At 43.8% G+C, this 6,123-nt stretch carries 5 protein-coding genes; 1 reads left to right on the forward strand and 4 read right to left on the reverse strand.

Annotated features, from left to right (window positions below; all coding sequences use genetic code 11):
• Nucleotides 1-9: 9 nt before the first annotated feature.
• Together AAEO50_RS18445 and zapA are read right to left on the reverse strand one after the other, a co-directional pair.
• Nucleotides 10-549, reverse strand: a complete 540-nt coding sequence (locus AAEO50_RS18445) for a CvpA family protein (protein ID WP_341985800.1) — start codon at nt 547-549, stop codon at nt 10-12.
• Nucleotides 550-556: 7 nt separating this feature from the next.
• Complete coding sequence (zapA, locus tag AAEO50_RS18450) at nt 557-817, reverse strand: cell division protein ZapA (RefSeq protein WP_341985801.1); 261 nt, start codon at nt 815-817, stop codon at nt 557-559.
• A 311-nt stretch (nt 818-1,128) separates the two neighbouring features.
• Here zapA and rnhC point away from each other — a divergent pair, with 311 nt between their 5' ends.
• Nucleotides 1,129-2,052 carry a ribonuclease HIII gene (gene rnhC / locus AAEO50_RS18455; protein ID WP_341985802.1) on the forward strand — a complete coding sequence of 308 codons (924 nt, stop codon included), beginning with the start codon at nt 1,129-1,131 and terminating at the stop codon, nt 2,050-2,052.
• A 431-nt stretch (nt 2,053-2,483) separates the two neighbouring features.
• Here the strand turns inward: rnhC and pheT are convergent, their stop codons facing one another.
• Nucleotides 2,484-4,898, reverse strand: a complete 2,415-nt coding sequence (gene pheT / locus AAEO50_RS18460) for a phenylalanine--tRNA ligase subunit beta (protein ID WP_341985803.1) — start codon at nt 4,896-4,898, stop codon at nt 2,484-2,486.
• Between the two features lie 30 nt (nt 4,899-4,928).
• A complete protein-coding gene (gene pheS / locus AAEO50_RS18465; protein ID WP_341985805.1) occupies nt 4,929-5,966 on the reverse strand; it encodes a phenylalanine--tRNA ligase subunit alpha in 1,038 nt (345 codons plus the stop codon).
• Nucleotides 5,967-6,123: the final 157 nt, after the last annotated feature.

Raw genomic sequence — 6,123 nt, forward strand, 5'->3', positions numbered from 1 at the left:
GCCTTCCAATCAAGCTGCGTTTTCAATCCACCAGTCTTTTACCATTTCTGAAAATACAGGGGTATGTTTGACCATCGCCTGTGCAATAAATGAATCGTTAATGAAAGACTGTACCGTCTCAATAGGCAGCAGTACGGCAATAAACAGTATAATAAAAATGATAAGATACGTTTCGATCAATCCGAGCAATCCCCCGCCAATAACATTTAATTGTTTCAGGATGGGAAGATGAGCCAAAAAGTCGAGCATAGATCCCAAAACATGAACAATGATCTTGACCGCGAAGAAAATCATGGCAAACGCGATGACACGATAATACGCCTGATCCATATTGGTCATTTCAAAGATCATATTTAATTTTGATTGTTCATCAAGTACAGGATATGGAATCCACAATGTAAGTTTTGGTGCAAGCTGATCATAATATATGTATGCTACAATAAAAGCAATAATAAAACCTGTCATATGGACAGCCTGCAGAATAAAACCGCGTCTAAGACCGGTGAAGAACCCCACTAACAGGATAATCAGTAGTACTAAATCAAGCATGTTATTTTCAACCCTTTAAACGTTTAATTTCTCTTTCCAGCTCTTCAAACCGTTCTTTCAGTTTGATATAATCATTAACTGCATTAACGGCTGTCAATACAGCGAGCTTACCAGTATCAAGAGATGGATTCATAGATTTGATTTCTCTCATTTTGTCATCGACTTTCGAACAAACAAATCGAATTTGACTTGTCGACTCTGTACCGACAATAGTATATTGTTGACCATAGATATCTACATTGGTGCGATTTCTTTGTTCTTCAGACAATCCGAGTACCCCCTGTTCATAAGAATCCTAAACAATATCATACCATGAAATCTTTTTGTTTTGAAAAGAAATTGTCAATTATAGTCTGATTTTTTGTTAATACGGAGCTCTTTTCGCACATTTTGTCGTTTTACACACTAGAAAATACCGGAACTTGGGTATTTTCGGTTGCATAATCGGATTCCTATTCAAGCTTATTTTTGAAAAGAGCACGTGTACCCACTTGGACCAGGATTCTGGAACAGTACGAAACACAATAATCTTTTAGAAACAGCATATTACATAGAATTTTGTCATAAGGAGAGGTTCATTTGGCGAATACAGTCATTCAAGCAAACAGTGCACTAACAACAAAAATGAAAGATCACTATAGGGATACACTTGTCAGCAAGCTGCCCCCCGGTGCCATTTTTTCTGCGAAACCAGCCGGCTGCACCGTGACCGCTTATAAATCCGGAAAGGTCCTGTTCCAAGGTGCAAACGGGGAGACTGAAGCACTTAAATGGGGCAGCGCAGAAACACCTAAAGCGAAGTCCCCTTCCAAAGGAACGACGAAGCTGCCTGAAAACTTTGCGGATTGGTCAGTAATAGGCTCGGATGAAGTAGGAACCGGCGACTTCTTCGGTCCCATCACGGTCGTGAGTGCCTATGTCAGGAAAGATCAGATCCCTTTAATGAAAGAGCTGGGGGTTAAGGATTCAAAGAATCTAAAGGATCCACAGATCATTTCCATTGCGAAGGACCTGATCAAGACCATTCCGTATAGTTTACTGGTCCTTCATAATGACAAATACAATAACCTGCAAAGCGGGGGGATGACACAAGGAAAGATGAAGGCCATTCTTCATAACCAGGCCATTAATCATTTACTTGATAAAATGGCACCGGAAGAACCTGAAGGCATTCTTATCGATCAGTTTGTTGAAAAGAATACTTACTTCAAGCATATTCATGCACAGAAAAAAATCCAAAGGGAACGTGTCTACTTCAGTACCAAAGGGGAAAGCATCCATATTGCGGTTGCTGCCGCATCCATCATCGCCCGCTATGCCTTCCTGAAGGAAATGGATAAACTGAGTGCAAAAGCGGGAGTGGATATTCCCAAAGGAGCAGGCAAACAGGTGGATGTTGCCGCGGCAAAAATCATTAAGCGAAAAGGAATTGAAGAATTAAAGTCGATGACGAAATGGCATTTTGCAAATAGCGAGAAAGCGATTAAGCTTGCAGGAAAATAGTATGGGACCTCCACCTTTTTTGAGCGGTGGAGGTTTTTTGATTTTGAATTGTCCATATGTGTGCGGGATATGGGAGGGGTGTAGAAATTAGGTGGTCAGTTTCCAACCCTTTTTAAAGATTTTTCGACAAAAAGATAATATATATTTCTTGTTAGGATCATATTTTTGGAAATAGGATCATAAATCTCCAAACAAGATCATAAATCTCTTATTGGGATCATAAAATTTTATTTAGGATCATAAACTGTAACCCGGACCCTCATCTGACCCTTCCAGCCCCTCGCTACACCCAGATTACCTCATAATTTCCCCATCTCCCCTGTACATTCCGATGAAAACTACCAAAAACTTCAAAAATATTTTCATAAAAACCATAAAAAAGATGCCAGACCCTATCTCAGGTCTGACACCCTATCAAATTTCTTCAATTATTACCCTCGTAATTCAGCTCCGGCTTTTTCCTTCACTGCAGCAAGAACGCCGTCATGTACTTTCACGACTTCTTCATCCGTCAGTGTCTTCGCAGGATCGAAATATTTCAGCGAGAATGCAAGTGATTTCTTGCCAGGTTCCATATGTTCGCCTTCATAAAGGTCGAATACAGATACCTCTTTAAGAAGTTTGCCTCCAGCCTCTTTAATCACAGACTTCAGTTCACCTGCTTTTACATCCGTATCTACCACAAGGGCGATATCTCTTGTGATGGACGGGTGACGTGGAATCGGTGAATAGCTTAATGCCGGCTTCTCATAATGGAAGACAGGCTTCGCTTTCAGTTCAAATACATAGGTTCCATTTAAGTCGAGATCTTTTTCAACTTCAGGATGAATCGCACCAACAAAGCCGATCACCGCATCATCCAGCAGGATTTCAGCTGTTCTCCCAGGATGCATACCATCTATGGAAGCTTGGCGGAAGGAAACACCCTCAGTTACACCGATTTCTTCAAACAGTCCTTCTAGTATACCTTTTGCCACATAGAAGTCTACAGCTTTCTTTTCTCCCTGCCAAGGGTGCGTATGCCACAGACCAGTCAAAGCTCCAGCGATATGCTCTTCTTCTGATGGGAGCTCTTCTCCTGATTCCTTCAAAAAAACGGATCCCACTTCGTAGAAGCCAAGTGAATCATTTTGACGCGCTTTATTATAAGCGACAACCTCGAGAAGCTGAGGAATGATGCTTAAGCGCAGATTGCTTCTCTCTTCACTCATCGGCATCAGCAGACGTACCGGTTCTTTTACGTCCAGTGCATACTTAGTCGCTTTCTCGTCATTGGTCAATGAGTACGTAACGGCTTGCAGAAGACCGGCGCCTTCCAGATAACGTCGGACCGTACGGCGTTTTAATTGATGAGCATTCAACCCTCCAGGAGTACTTTCTCCTTTAGGCAGAGTGAGCGGAAGATTGTCATATCCGAATAAACGGGCAACCTCCTCGAGCAAATCTTCCTGGATGGTGATGTCTCCCCTTCTAGTTGGAGCAGTGATGGTGAATGTCGCTCCATCCACACTGACTTCGAATTGAAGGCGTCTGAAGATATCTTTCACCTCTTCAATCGAAATAGACGTCCCCAATGAAGAATTGATTTTCTCAAGCGTGATTTCAACGACTGCCGGTTCGATGTTCAATTCATCGAATAGAACTGTTCCTTCAAGAACTTCGCCGCCAGCGTATTCTGCCATCAGTTCTGCAGCACGCTCCCCGGCCTTCAGCACCCGGTCGGGATCTACTCCTTTTTCATAACGGGTACTCGCTTCACTTCGCAGTCCATGATCCTTCGATGCACCTCTTACAATCGCCCCAGTGAAGTAAGCTGCTTCCAGAAGCACAGTCGTTGTATCATGTTGGACTTCAGAATCGGCTCCGCCCATGACCCCAGCAAGGGCAACCGGTTCCTCCCCATTCGTAATCACCAATTGACTTGATGACAAGGTTCTTTCAGCATCATCAAGCGTAATGAATGTCTCTCCATCTTTTGCACGGCGGACAAGGATTTCCTTCGATCCGAGACGGTCATAGTCAAATGCATGAAGCGGCTGGCCATACTCCAATAATATATAGTTCGTGATGTCGACCACGTTATTATGAGGACGGATACCTGCAGCGATCAGTGCATTCTGCATCCAAATTGGTGAAGGGCCTATTTTTACGTTTTTAATAATCTTTGCCCCGTACAGCGGGTTATCTTCCTTCGCTTCAACATTTACGGTGACATAATCAGATGCCTTTTCTTTTCCTTCTGCCTGCTTAACTTCCGGCAGTTTCACTTCACGGTCTAAGATAGCGGCCACTTCATATGCAACTCCAAGCATGCTTAAGCAGTCAGAACGGTTTGGTGTTAAGCCCAGTTCCAGTATTGCATCATCAAGGTTGAGTAATTCCACTGCATCGTGGCCAACCTCTGCATCATCGGGGAAGACATAGATTCCTTCTGCATGCTCTTTTGGAACAAGCTTTCCTTCAACGCCTAATTCCTGCAGAGAACAAATCATTCCATGAGAGGCTTCACCGCGAAGCTTTGCTTTCTTGATTTTAAAATTACCCGGAAGTACGGCTCCCACTTTAGCTACAGCCACTTTTTGACCTTTACCGACGTTCGGGGCACCGCAGATGATTTGAACTGGTTCTCCTTCTCCAACATCAACCTGGCATATATTCAGTTTATCGGCGTCAGGGTGCTGTTCGCACTCCAGTACATGCCCGACAACGACGTTCTTGATTTCAGCACCGATTCTTTCGACACCTTCCACCTCGATACCGCTTCTTGTGATTCTTTCTGCCAGATCTTCGGGAGTCACTCCTGACAGGTCTACATAGTTTTCTAACCATTTATATGAAACAAACATGTTTTAACCTCCGCTCGATAATAGTGTTGCTTACTCAGTCACTTTGAATTGTGTAACAAAACGGGTATCATTCGTATAGAAGTGACGGATGTCATCGATGCCGTATTTCAGCATCGCTATACGTTCAGGTCCCATTCCGAATGCAAAGCCTGTATATTCTTTCGAATCAAACCCTGCCATTTCAAGAACGTTCGGATGCACCATCCCCGCTCCAAGAATTTCGATCCAGCCGGTTCCTTTACATACACGGCAGCCTTCTCCCCCGCAGATTTTACAAGAGATATCCATCTCGACGGAAGGTTCAGTGAACGGGAAGAAGCTCGGGCGCAAACGGATTTCACGGTCTTCCCCGAACATTTTCTTCGCAAACACATTCAGCGTCCCTTTCAGATCACTCATGCGGATATCTTTATCCACGACAAGGCCTTCGATTTGCATGAACTGGTGCGAATGCGTCGCATCATCCGTATCACGGCGGTATACTTTACCCGGACAGATGATCTTAATAGGGCCTTTTCCTTCCGCACGCTGCATCGTTCTTGCCTGAACCGGGGATGTATGGGTTCTAAGCAATGTCTCTTCTGTGATATAGAAAGAATCCTGCATATCTCGGGCAGGGTGTCCTTTTGGAAGATTCAGCGCTTCAAAATTGTAGTAATCCTTTTCGACTTCAGGCCCTTCTTCAACGGTATAACCCATTCCGATGAATAGATCTTCAATTTCTTCTACGATCATCGTAAGCGGATGGTGATTCCCTTTTCTTACAGGTCTGCCCGGCAGTGTCACATCGATTGTTTCTGATTGAAGCTTTTTCTCCACTGCTTCTTTTTCAAGCTTCTCCTGCTTTGCTTCGATTTTCTCGGTGATTGCACCGCGTACTTCATTCGCAAGTGCACCCATTTTAGGACGTTCTTCTGCAGAAAGTTTCCCCATACCTTTTAAAACTTCGGTTACAGGTCCTTTCTTTCCTAAGTAAGCGACACGAATGTCATTGAGTTCCTTTAAATCTTGTGCTTCATTAATCTTTTCAATTGCTTCAGTCTGAAGGGATCGTAATTTTTCCTCCATGCTTCTTCCTCCTTTGATGGTCGGTAATAAGGCAGTTTTTTATAAAAATGATGCTATTAATCGCCGCTAATGATTTCCGTGCAAGACTTCGCTTTCCGCGGGTAGCCCGTGAGCCTCCTCGGCAAGCCTGCGGGAAGAAAAGCGGAGGGGCTTTGTT

Origin of the sequence: Rossellomorea oryzaecorticis (assembly GCF_038405515.1) — a bacterium.
Classification (GTDB): domain Bacteria; phylum Bacillota; class Bacilli; order Bacillales; family Bacillaceae_B; genus Rossellomorea; species Rossellomorea oryzaecorticis_A.